17 protein-coding genes are annotated in these 18,578 nt (G+C 42.1%); 13 read left to right on the plus strand and 4 right to left on the minus strand.

Annotation, left to right across the window (positions count from 1 at the left end; genetic code table 11):
- Positions 1-5: 5 nt before the first annotated feature.
- The 7 genes from J3455_RS05005 to purF all read left to right on the plus strand — a co-directional run bounded on the left by J3455_RS05005 (position 6) and on the right by purF (position 6,870).
- Entirely contained in the window at positions 6-338 is a 333-nt protein-coding gene (locus tag J3455_RS05005; protein ID WP_130051969.1) for a Na+/H+ antiporter subunit G, read from the plus strand.
- A 139-nt stretch (positions 339-477) separates the two neighbouring features.
- The gene (gene truA / locus J3455_RS05010) at positions 478-1,272 is read left to right on the plus strand and encodes a tRNA pseudouridine(38-40) synthase TruA (protein WP_130051968.1); all 795 of its coding nucleotides are present in this window, start codon (positions 478-480) and stop codon (positions 1,270-1,272) included.
- 158 nt (positions 1,273-1,430) lie between these two features.
- Positions 1,431-2,306, plus strand: coding sequence for an acetyl-CoA carboxylase, carboxyltransferase subunit beta (gene accD / locus J3455_RS05015; protein ID WP_130051967.1), 876 nt, complete (start codon positions 1,431-1,433; stop codon positions 2,304-2,306).
- A gap of 25 nt (positions 2,307-2,331) precedes the next feature.
- Positions 2,332-3,597, plus strand: coding sequence for a bifunctional tetrahydrofolate synthase/dihydrofolate synthase (gene folC / locus J3455_RS05020; RefSeq protein WP_349561259.1), 1,266 nt, complete (start codon positions 2,332-2,334; stop codon positions 3,595-3,597).
- Positions 3,598-3,608: 11 nt separating this feature from the next.
- Positions 3,609-4,262, plus strand: a complete 654-nt coding sequence (locus tag J3455_RS05025; RefSeq protein ID WP_130051965.1) for an SPOR domain-containing protein — start codon at positions 3,609-3,611, stop codon at positions 4,260-4,262.
- Between the two features lie 568 nt (positions 4,263-4,830).
- Positions 4,831-5,325, plus strand: a complete 495-nt coding sequence (locus J3455_RS05030; RefSeq protein ID WP_130051964.1) for a CvpA family protein — start codon at positions 4,831-4,833, stop codon at positions 5,323-5,325.
- Positions 5,326-5,343: 18 nt separating this feature from the next.
- Positions 5,344-6,870: an amidophosphoribosyltransferase gene (gene purF / locus J3455_RS05035; RefSeq protein WP_349561261.1), complete on the plus strand. Its 1,527-nt coding sequence runs from the start codon at positions 5,344-5,346 to the stop codon at positions 6,868-6,870.
- A 53-nt stretch (positions 6,871-6,923) separates the two neighbouring features.
- Here purF and J3455_RS05040 read toward each other — a convergent pair whose 3' ends face one another.
- Positions 6,924-7,475, minus strand: coding sequence for an HdeD family acid-resistance protein (locus J3455_RS05040; protein WP_130051962.1), 552 nt, complete (start codon positions 7,473-7,475; stop codon positions 6,924-6,926).
- A gap of 156 nt (positions 7,476-7,631) precedes the next feature.
- Here J3455_RS05040 and J3455_RS05045 point away from each other — a divergent pair, with 156 nt between their 5' ends.
- The 6 genes from J3455_RS05045 to yegD all read left to right on the plus strand — a co-directional run bounded on the left by J3455_RS05045 (position 7,632) and on the right by yegD (position 15,440).
- On the plus strand, positions 7,632-9,326 hold the full coding sequence (locus J3455_RS05045; protein ID WP_240701322.1) for a mechanosensitive ion channel family protein: 1,695 nt from the start codon (positions 7,632-7,634) through the stop codon (positions 9,324-9,326).
- A 368-nt stretch (positions 9,327-9,694) separates the two neighbouring features.
- Positions 9,695-11,956 carry a TonB-dependent receptor gene (locus tag J3455_RS05050; protein ID WP_167658453.1) on the plus strand — a complete coding sequence of 754 codons (2,262 nt, stop codon included), beginning with the start codon at positions 9,695-9,697 and terminating at the stop codon, positions 11,954-11,956.
- A gap of 110 nt (positions 11,957-12,066) precedes the next feature.
- Positions 12,067-12,366: a hypothetical protein gene (locus J3455_RS05055; protein ID WP_054561952.1), complete on the plus strand. Its 300-nt coding sequence runs from the start codon at positions 12,067-12,069 to the stop codon at positions 12,364-12,366.
- Positions 12,367-12,431: 65 nt separating this feature from the next.
- Positions 12,432-13,088: an HAD family hydrolase gene (locus J3455_RS05060; RefSeq protein WP_349561262.1), complete on the plus strand. Its 657-nt coding sequence runs from the start codon at positions 12,432-12,434 to the stop codon at positions 13,086-13,088.
- A gap of 77 nt (positions 13,089-13,165) precedes the next feature.
- Complete coding sequence (locus J3455_RS05065) at positions 13,166-14,005, plus strand: DNA ligase (RefSeq protein WP_175580445.1); 840 nt, start codon at positions 13,166-13,168, stop codon at positions 14,003-14,005.
- A 67-nt stretch (positions 14,006-14,072) separates the two neighbouring features.
- The gene (gene yegD, locus J3455_RS05070) at positions 14,073-15,440 is read left to right on the plus strand and encodes a molecular chaperone (RefSeq protein WP_130051959.1); all 1,368 of its coding nucleotides are present in this window, start codon (positions 14,073-14,075) and stop codon (positions 15,438-15,440) included.
- Between the two features lie 30 nt (positions 15,441-15,470).
- Here yegD and J3455_RS05075 read toward each other — a convergent pair whose 3' ends face one another.
- The 3 genes from J3455_RS05075 to J3455_RS05085 all read right to left on the minus strand — a co-directional run bounded on the left by J3455_RS05075 (position 15,471) and on the right by J3455_RS05085 (position 18,513).
- Complete coding sequence (locus J3455_RS05075) at positions 15,471-15,935, minus strand: methylglyoxal synthase (RefSeq protein ID WP_130051958.1); 465 nt, start codon at positions 15,933-15,935, stop codon at positions 15,471-15,473.
- Positions 15,936-15,943: 8 nt separating this feature from the next.
- Complete coding sequence (locus J3455_RS05080; protein WP_130051957.1) at positions 15,944-16,576, minus strand: LysE family translocator; 633 nt, start codon at positions 16,574-16,576, stop codon at positions 15,944-15,946.
- 98 nt (positions 16,577-16,674) lie between these two features.
- Positions 16,675-18,513 (minus strand): S8 family serine peptidase, encoded by a 1,839-nt coding sequence (locus J3455_RS05085; protein ID WP_130051956.1) that lies wholly within the window; start codon positions 18,511-18,513, stop codon positions 16,675-16,677.
- Between the last annotated feature and the right edge of the window lie 65 nt (positions 18,514-18,578).

Consider the following 18,578-nt stretch of genomic DNA (forward strand, 5'->3'; position numbering starts at 1 on the left):
AGCAAATGATGAGTGAATGGATTGTATCAATCTTACTATTAATTGGTGGTTGCTTTATTCTAATAGGCTCAATAGGCCTTGTGAAAATGCCTGATTTTTTTATGCGTTTACACGGTCCAACTAAAGCAACAACCCTAGGAATGGCATCGTTATTGATTGCTGCGATGGTTTATTTTAGCTATACCAATGAAGGGATGAGCGTAAAAGAAATTCTCATTTCAATTTTCTTACTGATCACCGCGCCTATTAGCGGCTATATGCTGATTAAGTCAGCAATCCATCATAAGCTTCGTGCTAAAGATGGCACTAAGGGCCTCGATAACATCGAAGAAGATTAATACCAGCTCGCAATAATACTTAAGGAATTGGTGTGATATCTGAGTAACAGAACAATGTGATCTACTCGAGTGGCTTTTATTGAGCTCGTAGATCGCATAAAATGCCCCGTCATTTAGTACAGTAGGTAAATAGAGCATTATGCGAGTAGCACTTGGAGTAGAATACAACGGCGCGCGTTACAGTGGTTGGCAACGTCAATCACACGTCAATAGCGTACAACAAGAAGTAGAAACGGCGTTGTCGCGTATTTGTAATCATCCAGTCGAAATTGTTTGTGCAGGCCGCACCGATGCGGGTGTACATGGCACCGGGCAAGTGATCCATTTTGATACTCACGCTGAGCGTGAAATGGTCGCGTTCACTATGGGTATGAATACCTTACTGCCAAAAGATATTGCTATTCGCTTTGCCCAGCCTGTAAGCGAAGACTTTCACGCTCGTTTTAGTGCTACAGCTCGTCGCTACCGCTATGTGATTTATAATTACACCTATCGCGGCGCTATCATGAGTGAAGGGGTGACACACTTTCATCACCCATTAGACGAAACTAAAATGCAAGAAGCCTGTCAGTATTTAATAGGCGAGCATGACTTTACTTCGTTTAGAGCACTACATTGCCAAGCAAATACAGCAAATCGTACTATTCACCACCTGTCGGTAAAACGCCAAGGTGATTATGTGATTATTGATATTAAAGCCAATGCGTTTTTACATCACATGGTACGAAACATCACAGGGTGTTTGATGGACATTGGTCTTCATAAGCATGAACCCGTGTGGTTAAAAGAATTACTCGATTTAAAAGAGCGCGCTAAGGCAAGTGCGACAGCGAAAGCTGCTGGCCTTTACTTAGTTGACGTGGATTACCCAGAACATTTTGGCATTCCTAAAACACCATTAGGGCCTTTGTTTTTACCTGATTCAGACAGTTAGACTTTAGTAGACTACTACTAAGACCAGTTTTTTATATCGTCTGCGGGTAATTCATGTTTTAATTGAAAAAATCTGTCTGTTTATTTGTTATCAGAAACACAAGTGAGTGTTTCCAATTAAACAGACTGCGACACAGAACAGCATTAAGAGAGTTGCAAATGAGTTGGTTAGAAAAAATCTTACCTAAAACGACTAAATCGTCAGGTCGTAAAGAAATCCCTGAAGGGGTTTGGGCTAAGTGTACAGACTGTGATTCAATTTTATATAAAGCAGAATTAGAAAAAGCACTCAACGTGTGTCCTAAGTGTGATCACCACATGCGTTTAAGTGGCCGTAAACGTCTTGAAAACTTTTTAGACGATGCTGATCGTCAAGAACTTGGTGCAGAGCACGAACCAAAAGACGTATTAAAGTTTAAAGATTCTAAAAAATACTCAGACCGTATTACCCAAGCACAAAAAGCAAGCGGCGAAAAAGACGCACTTGTGGCAATGAAAGGCCGTTTAAAAGGCATTCCTGTTGCTGCTGTTGCTTTTGAGTTCTCGTTTATGGGTGGTTCAATGGCGTCAGTAGTAGGTGCTCGTTTTGTTGAAGCTGTAGACCAATGTTTAGAGCACGACATGCCACTTATTTGTTTCTCTGCATCAGGCGGTGCACGTATGCAAGAAGCACTTATGTCATTAATGCAAATGGCTAAAACAAGTGCTGCGCTTGCGAAAATGAGCGAAAAAGGCTTACCGTTTATTTCAGTATTAACAGATCCAACAATGGGTGGTGTATCTGCATCACTGGCAATGCTTGGTGATGTAAACGTTGCTGAACCTAAAGCGCTTATCGGTTTTGCGGGTCCTCGCGTAATCGAGCAAACAGTACGTGAAACGCTTCCTGAAGGTTTCCAACGCAGTGAATTCTTGCTAGAGCACGGTGCAATCGACATGATTGTTGACCGTCGTGAAATGCGTGACACCCTTGCACGTATCTTAGCGAAATTTATGAACTTGCCTTCTACTGAACAAGAGCATAGAGTAGCGTAAATTTCAGCTTAACTGATTAAACGCTATGACAGAAATCCTTCCTAGCCAATCATCAAGCCTTGATGATTGGCTTTGTTATTTAGAAAATGTCCATCCTGCCAATATCGAAATGGGTTTAGAGCGCGTAGAACGCGTGGCAAACCAAGTCGGTTTACTTGATACATCAAGCAAAATAATCCTTATTGCAGGCACTAACGGTAAAGGGACCACTGCCCGTTGCCTAGAAAGCTTATTACTTGCACAGGGTTTTAGTGTGGGTACTTATGCTTCGCCGCATCTTATTCGTTACAACGAGCGCGTACGTATTAATGGCCAAGAGCTTGATGATCAATTCCATGTTGATGCTTTTGATATGCTAGAAAAAGGCCGTGCTGACACGCAACTAACTTATTTTGAGTACGGTACCTTAGGTGCACTGGCTATTTTTAAACGTCACGCCGTTGATTATGTACTGTTAGAAGTCGGCCTTGGTGGTCGTTACGATGCCACTAATATCGTTAAACCACATGCTTGTGTGATCACCACCATAGATTTAGACCATAAAGAATATCTAGGTGATACCCGTGAACTTGTTGGTTACGATAAAGCTGGCATTTTCCGCACCAATACGCCTGCTATTGTTGGCGATTTAGCCATTCCACACACAGTAACTGATTATGGCAACGAAATTAACGCTGATATGGTGCTATCAGGTCGTGACTTCATATTCACAGAAGACAGTAAAGGCTTTAAATGGCAGTACCAAGATAAAGACTGGCGCTTAGCTAAGCCTGCGATCCCTTGTCAAAATGCAGCAACCGCGTTGACCTTACTAGCAAAACTTGACCTACTGCCAAGCGAGCAACAAGTGCGTGACTGCTTAGCTAACCTTATTGTCGAAGGTCGCTTTCAGCAGTTAAGTGAGCAACCGCTTATTTTTACCGATGTTGCGCATAATCCTGAATCTGCTCGATATTTGGCACGCAAATTAAGCGTGTATAAAGATCAAGGGTTTAAAATTCATGCATTAGTCGCTATGCTTGCAGATAAAGATAAGGTGGCTGCTATGTCGGCCATGGCGAATGTTGTTGATCAGTGGTCGTTAGCAAGCTTAGATTGTTTCCGTGGAGACAAGGTTGAGAATCTTGCTAAAGCATTAGCCGAAACCGCATCAACAGCGCCAAGCACGCACTATGCGAGTGTTGAAACTGCGCTAGATACGTTATTACCAAATGTCGATGAAAACACGTTAGTGATTGTGTTTGGTTCATTTATAACTGTGGCTGCAGCCATCAATTACTTTAAAAAATAGAGAGGAAATCGGTGAACGCAGGGTTTATTAATCGCTTAGTAGGAACCACGATTGTGGTTGTGGCGGCTATTGTCTTCATCCCAAACATTTTGGATGGTGAAAAGGTTCATTATAAAGAAGGCTTTAAAGCAATTCCTGAACGTCCTGAGTTCACTACCATTGACTTGCAAGAAGCGATTGATAATAAAGTATCTTCAGCGGAGCAACCTTCGCAAATTTCGGTTGAAGATATTCAAGCAAACGATACTGAACTTGTTACTAATGAAACCCAGCAAATTGATGATGCGCCGAAAATGGTTGAAGCCTCAACAGATGAGCCTGTCATTACCAAAGCTGAGCCAAAAGTCGTAGTGCAAGAACCAGCAAAGCCAATCGCTAAAACCCCAGAGCCAACTCGTAAGCCAGAAGAGAACCTCACACAAATGGCTTATGTCATTCAGCTGGGGAGTTTTTCCCACGCACCTAATGTGAAATCACTACAGGAAAAATTAAAAGCGAATGGTTTCAAAACCTTCACTCGGCCAGTCAAAACCCCGAACGGCACACTTACAAAAGTCTTTGTAGGCCCTTCACTTAGCAAGAAAGAGTTAGAGAGTAAGCTTACTGAGTTAAAGCAGTTAACCAAGTTAAATGGCAAAGTTACTCAGTTTGAAATTACAAAATGATCTGGCAAAGGATACCCAAACTACCTGTGGATCCAAGTTTCAGCATTATTACAGGGATTAAAACTCAGGGCTTGGCATTCAAGTAGTAGGTACCTTTCAAATTGCTACAACGCAGTAGTGGAAGCCCTGTGAAGCCCCCGAAGGGCATGGCTAAAACGCATTTATTCTGCGTTATTGATTTTGACAAGGGGACACCATTCCCTACAATCAATGCCTTGCCTAAATGCGTTTTATCTCATGCTGAATTCTTGCATCCACAGGTGGTTCAAATACCCAAACCACTTGTGGATCCATGATTCAGCGCTATCACAGGGTTTTCAATACAAGGCGTGGCGATGCAGGAATGTAGGTACCTTTCAAATTGCTACAACGCAGTAGTGGAAGCCCTGTGAAGCCCCCGAAGGGCATGGCTAAAACGCATTTATTCTGCGTTATTGATTTTGACAAGGGGACACCATTCCCTACAATCAATGCCTTGCCTAAATGCGTTTTATCTCATGCTGAATTCTTGCATCCACAGGTGGTTTGGGTATAGAATGCGCCCCAAATTAACGACTAGTTGGTTCTTATGATCTGGGTTGATTACGCCGTACTTGGTATTATTGCACTATCCACTATCATCGGCTTAATACGTGGCTTTGTAAAAGAAGCAATGTCATTAGCTGTATGGGCTGGCGCATTTATCATCTCTAGCTTGTTTTACCAATATTTAGCATCCTTCCTAACAAGTATTTCAGAACCCCTTTTAAGAAATGCAGCCGCAATAGCCATATTATTCTTTGCGACACTCCTGTTGGGTGGGTTACTAAACTATATTTTAGGTGAACTTGTACAACGTACTGGTTTATCTGGCACAGACCGTGTGTTCGGCATAGTGTTTGGTGCTCTTCGTGGCGTGTTGGTCGTAAGCGCGTTACTCTTCTTTCTTGATGCTTTTACCGGTGCACCTAATACGCATTGGTGGGGCAACTCTATTTTGATTCCAGAATTTGGCTTTGTTGTTGAGTGGTTCTTCTCGTACCTCGAAAACAACTCGAGCTTTTTAAATTCTGTAAACCGTTAATCGGCGAGGATAAATTTAATGTGTGGTATCGTTGGCATAGTCGGAACTTCTCCTGTTAATCAGGCGTTATATGACGGCTTAACTGTTTTGCAACACCGCGGTCAAGATGCAGCTGGCATCATTACCATTGAAAACAACACGTTTAGCTTACGTAAAGCCAATGGCCTAGTAAAAGACGTATTTCATACCCGTCATATGAAACGTCTGCAAGGTACAATTGGTATTGGCCATGTTCGCTACCCGACAGCTGGTTCTTCTAGCTCGTCAGAAGCGCAACCTTTCTATGTTAACTCGCCATTTGGTATCGCACTTGCGCACAATGGTAACTTAACAAACGCAGAAGCATTAAAGCAGCAACTATTTTCAGAAGCTCGCCGTCATGTTAATACAACGTCTGACTCTGAAATTTTACTTAACATCATGGCGCATGAGTTAAGTAAATCAAACAAGCTGAAACTTGATGCGGAAGATATCTTCACTGCGGTAACTGAAGTTAATAATAAAGTAACAGGTGGCTATGCAACGATTGCTATGATCATTGGTCATGGTATTGTTGCATTTCGTGACCCTAACGGCATTCGCCCACTGGTTTTTGGTAAGCGCGAAACAGCAAACGGTACTGAGTACATGTTTGCATCAGAAAGCGTTGCTTTAAAAACCGACGGCTTTGAGTTTGTTCGTGATGTTGCACCAGGTGAAGCAATTTACGTAACTGAAGATGGTCAGCTGTTCTCACAATCGTGTGCTGAAAAAGCAACTTACGCACCGTGTATCTTTGAGTTCGTTTACTTTGCGCGCCCAGATTCAACGATTGACCGTATGTCTGTTTATGCAACACGTGTAAACATGGGGACTAAGTTAGGTGAAAAGATTGCACGTGAATGGGCTGATAAAGACATCGACGTTGTCATTCCTATCCCTGAAACATCATGTGATGTAGCGCTTGAGATTGCGTCTGCTCTTAACCTGCCATACCGCCAAGGTTTCGTTAAAAATCGCTACATTGGTCGTACGTTCATCATGCCAGGCCAAGAAATGCGTAAGAAGTCAGTTCGTCAAAAACTGAATGCCATTGACCGCGAGTTCAAGGGTAAAAACGTATTACTTGTTGATGATTCAATTGTGCGTGGTACAACGTCAGCACAAATCGTTGAGATGGCTCGTGAGTCAGGTGCGAAGAACGTTTACTTCGCTTCAGCTGCGCCAGAGATTCGTTTCCCGAACGTTTATGGTATCGACATGCCATCGGCAGCTGAGCTAATTGCTCATGGCCGTGAAGTTGAAGATATCAACGCAAGCATTGGTGCAGATGGTCTTATCTATCAATCGCTAGATGACTTAATCTCGGCAGTAAGCCAAGAAAATCCAGAAATCACCCGTTTTGAAACATCAGTATTTGATGGTCAATACATCACTGGTGATATCGACCAAGACTACCTGAACCACATTGACCGTTTACGTAATGATTCAGCGAAATCAACGCGTGAAAATGCGATGTCTGCGAGTTTAGAGTTACACAATCAAGAAGAAAACAGCGTTGATTAATCAGTCCTGATTTGATTGATATAAAAAAGGAGCTAAACAGCTCCTTTTTTGTTTTATATTTGAGAGTGTTGCATTTTTTTCAGCTTAAGTGCTAATAGTACCATCATTATGCCAAACACGATGGCGTAACTGGCAACGAGCCAAAGCAGGGTGATTATGCCCGCGCCAGGGTTAAATATCAGATATCCACCAAAGATAATCGAAATAATACCGCTGCCAATTAACAGCCACTCATTAGTGATTTCTTTGCGTAGTTTACTGGCAATAACAATCTCAATCACACCAATAGCAATAGCCCATGCGGCAATAAAGTACAGCATTAAGATAGCCGTTACGTTGGGAGCAAACAGGGTCACAAGTGCAGCTGCAATTGAAATTAGACCACCAACTAATAGCATCCACCAAAGTGGGTTTTCATTTTTTGAAGCAATAGCTAACCAAGTTCTAATGGCACCATCGACAAAAAAGTAAGCGGCGAAAATAAACATCAAAATCGCTAATGAGGCTTCTGGGGCAAACCAACCACAAATACCAAAAATGATAGCGATGACACCGTGGATCATTAATGATGACCAATGGGGGATTAGTGAACTTGAAATCTGCATTATCGTTTTCCTTTGCTTTAGTCTCTATATAACTAACATCTCAGCGCTTACTTGCAAAGATTTTTAATTATTTTTTGTACAGTTACACAAACCGTGCTCTAATTTAATTAGCTGATTATTTCAGCGATTTAATGTTTATAAGACAAGGAACAAAGTGTGAGCCGTTGTAATACAAAGTTTTCATTACAATTTAGTAAGTTATTAGTGTGTTTTTTACTGTTGTTCAATGCGCCATTATGGGCAACAACCACACCTGAAGTTACCGTTAAGTCCTTAATAGATAAAGACAACAAGGAAGAGCAAAGTGAACAAAAAGCAGCTAAGCAAGAGCCTGAAGTCAGTTCTCCTGCAGCCAGCGAAGAAAAAGAAACGGCTTTAGAGGATGATTTACCTTTCGACACATATGGTCGAATGACACCAAGAAGTTCAATGCAGGGTTACTTGAAAGCGGCCAGAGCTCGTGACTTTGAACGGGCTGCTCAGTATCTTGATTTTCGAAATTTACCTAAGGATGTGTCTATTATAGGGCAGCTTCAACTAGCTGAGAACTTATCTGTAGTACTTGATCGTACACTCTGGGTCGACATTGATAACTTAAGTAATAAACCCGAAGGAAAACAAAAAGAAAGTGTGCCAAGTTATCGTGATTTAGTGGGGGAAATCTCAACCTCACAAGGTACTGTGCAAATCTTATTACAGTTGATTCCAGACCCAGAAAGTGGCAATCGCATCTGGAAAATATCGAATGCGACGGTAAGCCAAATTCCCTTATTGACGAAAGAGTATGGCTATAGCCATGTCGGCGAGTGGTTATATAAAAACTTGCCAGATGTTGAGTTTTTAGGTGTGCTACTTTGGCAATGGGTATATTTTGTTTTTAGTTTTTTGCTTTTCCTTGCAATAGCAATCATCTTGACGCGTATTATTACTTTTATACTTGCCCATTTAAAAGTGCCAGTCGAAAAAGATGTGATAGCGTTCATCAATGGGCCAGTTTGCTTATTGCTGGCTGTATTAATGTCGCGTTCTTTGAGTGATCAGTCGAATGTAACGATTGCTGTACTCGCTTTATTTCATGGTGCAACAGTACTTTTGATTGCATGGGGTTGGATATGCCTTCGTACAGTTGACATAGTGAAGCATAGACTTGGTCAGCGCTTCATTAAGCAAGATAGGCCCCAAGTGGTTTTTTTACTTCGCCCAATTAGTAACGTTGTAAAAACCTCAATTGTAATTATCTTGCTATTTATGTGGTTTGAAAACTTAGGATTCAATGCCACAACGCTATTAGCTGGTTTAGGGATCGGTGGTTTAGCCATCGCGCTGGCTGCGCAAAAAACGGTGGAAAATATTATAGCGGCCATCACACTTTATATTTCAGCACCAGTTAAAATTGGCAGTTTATGTAAATTTGGTAGCCAGCTAGGCACAATTGAAGAAATAGGACTGAGAGCAACTCGAATTCGCACTCTTGACCGCTCTGTAATATATGTGGCGAATGCAAAGTTCGTTGATATGCAGCTTGAGAATGTTTCTGAAAGAGAGCGTATTTCTTATAGGCCGAAATTGATGCTCAGTGCGAATACCAAGCAACAAAATCTAATCTCGTTTATGCAAGCGGTAAGAGAGCTTTTAGAACAACATAAACATATCGCCTTTGAGCCTTGCAGGGTTCGTTTTAAAGCTTTCTCGCCTTGGGCTTTACAAGTGGATGTACTAAGCTACGTAGAGACTGTCGACTTTGCATTTTATATGGAAGTAATAGAAGAATTAAACTTAGCAATTTTAGGCTTATTAAATGAGCATGAGTGCGAATTAGCTAATCCAGAATTCGCACGTGTAACTGATTAGTTGCTAAAAAAGGGGTAAATGAAAGTGGCTCTCATTTGTGCATAATGTCTACACATTGTCGTGATTAGATGGACAGGACATATGTCCGCTTTAATCAAAAATAATTGCATAAAATCTTCTAAATGCGGCGATGTTGCCGCTAATTGTTGTAAAATAATTGTATATTTATAATTTTTAATGCAGTAAAAGTGTCATAAAGTGTTATAATCGTCAGCGTTCGTTCAGCCTCTTTACTTCGTTTTGCACTCTCGATTAAGAGGTCCGCGCAGCTTATTACAAGGCGCGAAAAATTGGCCGAGCCCGTCAAATGAATTGACGCAACATCATCACCGTTGAATAAGAGTGCATAAAAAAGGTTAAAACCCGACATGAAAGCAATGAAAAGATCTACGTTAGCAACACTTATCAATGCAACGTTGTTCTCTGCCGTAGCAGGTACTTCATTTTCAACTCTTGCTGCAGACGAAGCCTCAGCAGCAAAAAACAATCAATTAGAAGTTATTCAAATCACCGCTCGTAAACGTGTAGAAAACGCACAGGAAGTACCTGTAGCTGTATCTGCTTTACAAGGTGACAGCTTAGATGCTTACAGCTCAGCTGGTATGGATATTCGTTTCATGAACGCGAAGATCCCAAGCTTATCAATTGAATCTTCGTTTGGTCGTTCATTCCCACGCTTTTATGTTCGTGGTCTAGGTAATACTGACTTTGACCTAAATGCTTCACAACCTGTTTCTTTAGTGGTGGATGAAGTAGTTCAAGAGAACGCTATCTTAAAAGGTTTCCCTGTATTTGACGTAGCACGCGTAGAAGTTCTACGTGGCCCACAAGGTACTTTATTCGGCCGTAACACGCCGGCTGGTCTTGTTAAATTTGATACAGTTAAACCATCACAAGAATTTGAAGGCTATGGCTCAGTATCTTACGGTAGCCGTGGCGCAGTTGATTTTGAAGGTGCTGTTGGCGGTGGCTTAACAGATCGTTTATCAACACGTGTTTCTGTTCTTTGGCAAGAAAAAGATGATTATATTGATAATCGTGCACCAGGTTTTGAGCAAGATGACGTATTAGGTGGTTACACTGAGAAAGCGGCACGTGTTCAATTCTTATATGAAGGCGACGACTTCACTGGTCTTTTCAATTACCATGTACGTGATATGGATGGTACGCCAATCGCATTCCGTGGTAATGCTATCAAAGCTGGTACTAACGATTTAGTAGATAATTTTGAGCACGACGTGGTTTACCACGATGCTGCTTCTCGTGCGACTCAGCAAGTTGAATCTCAAGGTGCAAGCTTAAAGCTTGAGTGGGATATCAACGATTTAACACTTACGTCAATCTCTGCATGGGAAAGTGCTGAAATCTATTCTCGCGCTGATATCGACGGCGGTTACGGTGCTAGCTACTTACCAGATATGGGTCCTGGTTTTATTCCATTCTATTCTGAAAGTGCTGACGGTATTCCAGATCAAGACCAGTACACGCAAGAACTTCGTTTATCTAGCAACTATGCTGGCGACGTAAATTTCCAAGTAGGTGTATTCTACTTTGATGAAGCGCTAACGATCGAAAACTTCAGCTACGACACTTATGGTTCAACGCCAGGTGAGTTAAACGGCTATGTTATCCAGCAACAAGATACCAAAGCATGGGCGGTATTCGGCTCATTAGATTACACAATCACTGATGATCTAAAAATCACTGCGGGTCTTCGTTACTCAGATGACGAGAAAGAATTCTCTGCGAACCGTACTTTAAGCCCTGCTGGTGGCGGTGCGCTTTTCCTTACAGAAAACCCAAGTGACGATCACGTTAGCTGGGATCTATCTGCTAACTATAAGATCAACGACGACGTAAACTGGTACGCACGTGTTGCGAACAGCTTCCGTGCACCAAGTATTCAGGGTCGTATCTTATTCGGTGATGAAGTAACTGTTGCTGAGTCTGAAACTGTGACGTCTTTCGAGACAGGTATCAAATCAGACGTTCTTGACGGCCAAGGTCGTGTAAATGCCACAGTGTTCTATTACACAATGGATGACCAACAATTAACAGCTGTAGGTGGTGGTGCAAACTTCAACCGTTTAGTTAATGCTGATAAGACAACTGGTTACGGTTTTGAGTTAGACACTGAGTGGGTATTAACTGACAACCTAAACGCAACATTTAACTTAAGCTACAACAATACTGAGCTTGACGATAAAGACTTAGCCGTTGACGTATGTGCTCAGTGTACTGTTACAAATTCTTTAAACAGCGCAGGTCAAGCTATTCTTGATGGTAATAGTTTACCGCACGCACCTGAGTGGATCTCTAACCTAACATTACGTTATAGCCGCGAAGTAGCTGACGGTGAATTCTTCACATACGCTGACGTGTCTTACCGTAGCGAAATCAATTACTTCTTATACGAGTCAGTTGAATTTGAAGGTAAGCCATTAACTGAAGTTGGTTTACGTGCCGGTTACGCTTGGGCTGAAGGCGACAACGAATATGAAGTATCAGCATTCGTTCGTAACATGTTCGACGAGCAACAATCAATCGGCGCTATCGATTTCAATAACAACACAGCAATGGTGAACGAAGAGCGTTACATCGGTGCTGAGTTCAAAGTAAGCTTCTTCTAAGCTGAAAGAATAAGTCCTATCAAAACCCGCTGTATAGCGGGTTTTTTCGTTTATAATCGTGTTTGTAACTGCTAAAGTGGCAGCATTAAATTTTGAGAAAGAGAAGAAGTATGGCTGGATTTTGGAACTACCGTGTAATTTTTTGTGAAGCAACAAAAGATGAAGCGGCACAATATCAAATACATGAAGTTGAATATAACTTAAATGGCAAAGTGACTAACTGGTCAGAAACCGGTGCAGCGCCATTTGGTAATACAGTCGAAGAACTTGAAGCAGACGCTGATCGTTTAAAAACAGCGTTTTCTAAGCCAGTATTAAAAGTGGTAAGAAAACAACGCGGTTACGAGCTGGTTGATGTAGAAACAGGCGAAGAAGCGTTTGCTGAGCCACCTGCGGGTTTAACTGAGTAACAAATTATATTTATCGAAGGTGCCACATGGCACCTTTTATTTTTTAGACTGTAAAAGGAATGAGGATGACTTTAAAAGCAGTATTGTTTGATATGGATGGCACACTTGTCGACTCTGAAAGTGTGCATTTTAATATTTGGAATGATTTACTAGCCCCTTTTGGCGTGCAGTATGATGAGGCCACGTTTTGTCAGCGCTTTTCTGGTAGACCAACTCTTGAAGCTGCAAAGGAAGTTGTTGAAAATTATGGGCTTAGTATCACTTCACAGCAGCTAACCGATGATAAATATGCTGCATTTGGGCGCTTTGTTAGTACTAATTTACCCGCCTATATGCCTCATGCAAAAGCAGTGCTTGAGCAAGTAAAAGCCAGTGGTTTAAAAATGGCATTAGTAACAGGCAGTGCAAAAGATGAAGCCTATCCTATTTTAAAAGGCTATGGCATTTTTGATTGGTTTGATTGTGTGGTTACCAAAGATGATGTTAACAATCCTAAACCATCTGGCGACCCATACCAATTGGCACTTGATACGTTAAATATAACCGCTAATGAAGCCGTTGCAGTCGAAGATACCTTTACCGGTGTCACCGCCGCAAGTAATGCCGCTGTTGCTGTGTATGCGGTGCCGAATCATTTCACTTTAGAACATGACTTTAGTAAAGCGGCGGGGGTGTTTGCTGATTTGGGCGAATTTTTCAAATGGCTACAAACTAACCTATAATTAAACGGCTATTACTAAGCAGCATTTATTAAGTCGTGAAAGCTACTTAAAACTTACAAATTTGCAAGGAAGCAATGATGGTTATGATCACTCGTGCGCTGATGTGCGCAATCACTTTATTATTAAGCCTTTCGGTCGAAGCTCAACAAGCCCCTTCAGTACTTTTAGCAAACGTCTATGAAGCTGACAAGGTCAATGTAAGCGAGTATTTAGTTAGTGAAAAATATGATGGCGTTCGGGCCATCTGGACTGGTAGTCAATTAGTAACCCGAAACGGTAACCCAATTTATGCCCCTGACTGGTTTACTGAGCCACTTCCTAGGGTTTGGCTTGATGGAGAACTTTGGACTAAGCGACAAGATTTTGCCACTTTGAGCGGTATCGTTCGAAAAGCCATTCCTATTGATACTGAATGGCAAACAGTAAGCTATATGATATTTGATATGCCTGATGCGACAAAACCATTTAGTCAGCGCTTTGAGGACTACTCGCGGTTAGTAAATCAGCTGCAAAGTGAACATATTAAAGCAGTGGAGCAAACGCACTTTAACGATAACAAGCAACTTAGTTTGTTTATGGATGAGCTAATAGCGCAAGGTGCTGAGGGCGTGATGCTGCATCTAGCGGCTGCTAAGCATAGTGCGGGACGCAGTGATGCATTGTTAAAGTTAAAACCCTATTTTGACGCTGAAGCGGTTGTAATCGGTTATGTTGCAGGAAAAGGTAAGTATAAAAATATGCTTGGCGCACTCAAGGTGCGCAACAGTGATGGTACTGAATTTAAAATTGGCTCGGGGTTTTCTGATCAGCAAAGAAAGTCACCGCCAGCCATAGGTAGTACCATTACCTATAAATATCATGGTTTTACTAAAAATGGTTTGCCACGATTTGCAAGCTTTTTACATGAAACACCTTAGCGTCATTCAAAAATGGCTGCGACTATGGTAAATTTCGCGGCCTTTTTATTGATGTATAGGTGCTAGAATGTTTGCAGGCTTTGATTACGGTAGCTCAAATTGTGCAATCGGTGTAATGGATAACGAGCAACAAGTGTCATTAGTGCCGCTTGAACAAGGTAAGCAGTATTTACCCTCAACACTTTATACTCATCACAGTGCTTTAGTTGTCGATTTTGTGGCAAAGCACCTCACTGGTAGCCCATTTGAGCATGACTTTAAAACTGAGCGCAATGCGCTTTTAAATACCATTCCTCGCATTAAATCAGATTTAGATATTCAAGCTGGTGATGAGACCTTATTCATCGGTCGTGAAGCAATTAGCGAGTATGTGCAATTTCCTGAAGAAGGTTACTTTGTAAAATCACCTAAATCATTCTTTGGTGCTGTGGGCTTAAAGCAAGGTCAAATAAACTTCTTTGAAGACATTGCTACGGCGATGATCTTAAAAATTAAGCAGCGTGCAGAGCAGTCACTGCAAGAGTCATTAACAGAAACGGTAATCGGACGACCGGTAAACTTTCAATCAGTTGGTGGTGAAGAATCTAATCAGCAAGCACTGGGAATTTTAGAACGAGCAGCAAAGCGCGCAGGCTTTAAAGAGGTGTCGTTTTTATATGAGCCGTTAGCGGCAGGGATTGATTATGAAACTTCATTACAGCAAGACCAAAAAGTATTGGTTGTAGATATTGGCGGGGGTACCAGTGATTGTTCATTCGTACAAATGGGGCCGAGCTTCCGTGAAAAGCAGTGTCGTGATAATGATTTCTTAGCCCACAGTGGCAAGCGTGTGGGTGGAAATGATTTAGATATTGCCCTGAGCTTTCATGGTTTAATGCCATTATTAGGTTTAGGTACTGAGTTTAAATCGGGTCTTCCGCTGCCGAACCAACCGTTTTGGCAAGCGTGTAAAATCAATGATGTAAACCTGCAAAGCCAGTTTTATAGCGATGCCCATCATCGTGAGTTATTGACTCAAGTTCGTGAAGTTAAAGAGCCTGCGCTTTTTAAACGCTTAATTCAATTGCAGCAAAATAAGCAGGGTCATCAATTAGTGCAGCAAGGCGAAGCGGCAAAAATTGCACTCTCGTCAGCGAACGAATTTACCACAGACTTGCGTTTCTTAGATTCAGATTTAATGCAATGCTTAACGCTAAAAGACTTAGCTTTAGCTGTTGATGACTCAATAAGCCAGATAGTGAGCTTAGCTAAACAAGCGATTCAAGAGGCAGGAACAACACCGGATGTAATTTACTTAACGGGTGGTAGTGCGCAATCACCGCTGATCAAGGCTGCGTTAAAATCACATTTAGGTGATATTAATATGCTGAACGGGGATCACTTTGGTAGTGTTACTGCAGGTTTAACTAAGTGGGCGCACAAGCTTTATAGCTAATCGCCCCACTTAGGTGTACAACTTTAATAATTAAAGAGTCACTTGGCGCGTTGCGAGGTATTTTTCGTAATCTGGCAACGTGCGGCAAAGCTCTGTCTCCATCATAGGGGAGCTTAATAGCATATCGGCACTAACTTCATTACAGGCAACAGGAATATTCCAAACCGCAGCTAAACGAAGTAATGCTTTTACATCAGGGTCGTGGGGCTGCGATGCAAGTGGATCCCAGAAAAAAACTAACACATGCACCTCATGTTCAGCAATTTTAGCACCTAATTGTTGATCGCCACCCATAGGACCACTTAATAGCTTTATCACTTCAAGCCCTGTTGTGCGCTCGATTAAATGACCCGTTGTGCCTGTACCGTATAGCGTGTGCTTACTTAAAATATCCAGGTGCTTTTCACACCATGCCTGAAGGGCTGCTTTTTTGCCATCATGGGCTACGAGGGCAATATTCTTTTTGGCGGGTAAAGCTTGTTGTTTTTGTTCCATAAGTGCTCTTATATCAATAGGTTAATTGCTAACGCAATAAAAACTAGTCCCGTGATCCGATCAATCCAAATTTGGGCTTGTGGATGTTCACGAAAATAACTGGCTATCTTATCGCCGAAATAAATATACGTGCAGTCGATTGGAAAAGCAAAAAGCGGGTAGAGTAATCCAAAGAAAGCGAGTTGAAATGTCGTTGAAGACAAGCTCGGATCGACGAACTGAGGAATAAAAGCAATAAAGAATAAGGCAACTTTCGGATTGAGTACCTCGGTCATCATGGCTTGAAACATCACATTTTGTTTTTTACTGGTGCTAACATGAGGCTTTTCGCTGCAGTCTGGCTCAGGCCCTGTGAAGGTATCCTTTAAGGTCATTATACCTAGGTAGCAAAGGTAGGCCGCGCCTAAATACTGAACTGTGGTATATGCTACCGTGGATGCTTTTAAAATTGCCGTTAAACCTACTACTGCCAAAATAGTATGCACCACACCACCCAAGGCAAAACCAAAGGCACTTTGCATTCCGGCTTTACGGCCATTTGCAAAGGTTTGCGCCATTAAAAATGCATTAGAAGGGCCGGGAGCTACGGCAATTAAAAAACTGGCGCCTAAAAACGACAGTAACGATTCTGGATTGATCATTGGCACAAAGTTAAAAAGCTAGGTATTTGATCTTAACAAGCTTTTAGAAAAAGAAAAAGCGGGCAATCAATGCCCGCTGATTTGGGTTGGGGAAAGTATTAGAACGTCACTGAGCTATTGTTTGAACAAACAGTTGTGCTTTGTGCTTCACATACTTGGTAAGTGTAAGTACCACCGCCTTTCGATGTGATAGTGTCAGTATAGCTGTTAGTGTTTGCCACTGAGCCTACCTTGCTACCATTACGGTATACATCAACTGTGCTTGTTGCTGCGCCATTCCAGCTTAAATCAACATACGCAGTGCCTTTTGATTTATAACCTGACGTAGAAAGGCTAATATCATCGCTACCAGGAGTTGTGCCGCCGCCATTATTGCCACCTGCACAGCCATTTGCCATTAGGTATGCATCTGCATCAGCGGCTTTAACAATACCGTGACCGAAGTAAACATCGTGACCAGAAGCGCCTTGGTCTTGTGCTGTCGCTTTTAAGGCATCACGAATTTCTGTCCCAGTACACTCAGGATGGTTTGACCAAACTAGTGCTGCAATACCAGATACAGCAGGCGTCGCCATTGATGTACCGCTCATGAAACCATAATCACTGGTACCAATTGCGATATCAATTGTTGTACTTGAAAGAAGTGCTGAACGGTCTTCAAGTGCTGCACCTACAGCAGGAATTGTTGTATCGTTAGTATCGCCTAATGTAGCGTATAACATGCCTGCTTCGTTATTAATGATAACAGCGCCGATACCACCTGAGTTTTCACAGTTATTCACTTTGTCATAGAACGAGATATTACCGCGGTCAATCATACAGATTTTGCCAGCTGCGCCAGAATCTACACTTTCAGCAGTACCCATGTAATAAGCCGTGCCTGATGCATTTCCTGAGTTCTCCATTGATGAAGTTGCAAAGCCCGCACCATCTGCTGCTAAGCTAGCCGAAGTGGCCATACCTGCAGGGTAAGTAGAAAGAGTATCAACACCACCTGCTGTTACTTCAACACAGATAGTTTCATCTGTAGTAGCGCGTTTACCACGACCAGACGTACAGCTAGGGAACTGCGAGAAATCTGCAATTTGGTTGTTCGCATCATTTGCACCTACCATCATTACTGATGGATAGCCTGCAGGGTATGAACGTACGTTATTACCATCATTACCTGCCGCAGCAACGACTAAGCCGCCTGCACTTGTGAAGTTAGCAAACGCGTTAGACTCGGTGCTATTTGAACCACCGCCACCTAGGCTCATGCTAATAATATTTGCACCTGCTTGAGAGCATAAGTCCGCTGCGTGTGCTAAATCTGAAGAGTAACCCCAGCCTTCAGCATTAAAGACTTTGATGATGTGCATTGCAACGCCAGGTGCCATACCAACCACACCTACATTATTATCTGCTGCGCCAATTGTTCCGGCGACGTGAGTACCATGAGGACCACCATTATCGAACCAGTTACCAGTACCACTGTCGTTGTCACCAGTAATATTACCCCAAATGAAATCAGGATTCGAAGCATCTAGACCTGAGTCAATTACACACACTTTCATGCCAGCATTTGCATCAAAAGTAACTTGGTCTGCTTGTGATTGGTAAACTGCGTAAGGGGTCAGCTGCTGCTGCATAGCATTACCCGCGTCATCGTTATAAAGCGCCATTGGCACACGTTTTTGGTCTTCTTCAATCAGTTTTATGTGAGGGTTGTTTAATAAGCCTTTCACGCTCGCTAGGTCATGACCTGAGAATTGCGCTGCAATGAAGCCATTACCATCAACTTTAATATCACCACCGAGCTTTTTAGCGAGTGCTTTAACTACGCCTTTTTTATTGTTGTCTACTTGGATGATGTAACGGTCATTTGCTGCGTTTGCAGTTCCTGCTGCACATAGTCCACTGATGATCAGTGCTAATGCTAATTTATTCTTTTTCATAATTCGTATCCCAAACATGTCATTTAGTTAACCAATTGTTAACGTGGGTAAACAATAGTTTAATA

Source organism: Pseudoalteromonas sp. NFXS39 (assembly GCF_040148775.1).
GTDB classification, from domain to species: domain Bacteria; phylum Pseudomonadota; class Gammaproteobacteria; order Enterobacterales; family Alteromonadaceae; genus Pseudoalteromonas; species Pseudoalteromonas apostichopi.